Below are 1,229 nucleotides of genomic sequence, written 5' to 3'. Positions count from 1 at the left end.
TGAATCGCCACGGATAATCTAGACACTTCCGAGCCGTTGATAATACTGGTTTTCATATTCTGTCGGTGACATCTGTTCGCTAGAACCATGCCGACGCTTACTGTTATAAAACATTTCGATGTAATCAAAAATATCACTGCGGGCTTCTTCCCGCGTTCCGTAGATCTTTTTCTTTATCCGTTCACGTTTCAACAACTGGAAAAAACTTTCTGCAACCGCATTATCATGGCAGTTACCGCGACGGCTCATGCTACCCTCCAGGCCGTGTGATTTCAGGAACGACTGCCACTCATGGCTTGTGTACTGACTGCCCTGATCCGAATGAACCAGCACCTGTTTTTCGGGATTACGCCGCCATACAGCCATCAGCAGTGCGTTCAGGACAATGTCCTTTGTCATCCGGGATTGCATGGACCAGCCGATAATTTTGCGTGAGAACAGATCAACAACAACGGCAAGATACAGCCAGCCTTCGTGGGTCCTGATGTAGGTTATGTCCGTTACCCAACGCTCATCAGGAGCATCCGGATTGAACTGTCGCTGGAGCCTGTTGGGTGACACGATACTGGCCTCGCCTTTACGTGCCCGCGGGCTTCGGTATCCGACCTGAGCCTTTATTCCGACACGTTTCATCAGTCTCCAGACTCTGTTTACTCCGCACTGTTGCCCGCTGTCACGCAGATCCAGATGGATTTTGCGATAACCATAGACGCATCCCGATTCCAGCCAGAACTGTTTAATCTGTCCTGTCAGTCTCAGGTCTGCCTGATGGCGTTGTGAATGCGGCTGCTGAAGCCAGGCGTAAAAACCACTGGGATGAACATCCAGCACCCGACAGAGCAGGCGAACAGGCCAGCAACAGGAGTTGTCACGGATAAAGGCGTACCTCAGTCGGACAGCTTTGCGAAGTACGCCGCGGCTTTTTTTAATATGTCCCGTTCGTCGGTAACCCGTTTCAGCTCTTTCTGGAGACGGCGGATCTCGGCCTGAGCATCTGACTGTTCTTTATTAGTGGAAGAATCCGGACCGTACTTCTTTATCCAGGCATAAAGGCTGTGGGTGGTGATATCGAGACGTGTTGCAACGCTGGCAACAGAATAACCGCGATCAACAACCTGTTTGACTGCTTCAGTTTTAAACTCTTCAGGATAACGCTTACCGCTCATGGGCACCTCTCTTTAAGTCATCTTAAATGACTCTGAGGTGTCTGTTAAACGCGTGGCGATTCA

1 protein-coding gene is annotated in these 1,229 nt (G+C 50.2%); it reads right to left on the bottom strand.

Annotated elements, in window-relative coordinates; all coding sequences use genetic code 11:
* Nucleotides 1-18 precede the first annotated feature (18 nt).
* A protein-coding gene (locus tag APU11_RS18615; RefSeq protein WP_085949497.1) for an IS3 family transposase occupies nt 19-1,166 on the bottom strand; the annotation gives its coding sequence in 2 pieces (ribosomal slippage) (nt 19-929 and nt 929-1,166; 1,149 coding nt in all).
* Between the last annotated feature and the right edge of the window lie 63 nt (nt 1,167-1,229).

This window comes from Enterobacter sp. 50793107 (assembly GCF_001463365.1).
Taxonomy (GTDB): domain Bacteria; phylum Pseudomonadota; class Gammaproteobacteria; order Enterobacterales; family Enterobacteriaceae; genus Enterobacter; species Enterobacter cloacae.
The sequence above is the reverse complement of the archived record's forward strand: the minus strand, read 5'-3'. Positions and strand labels throughout refer to the sequence as shown.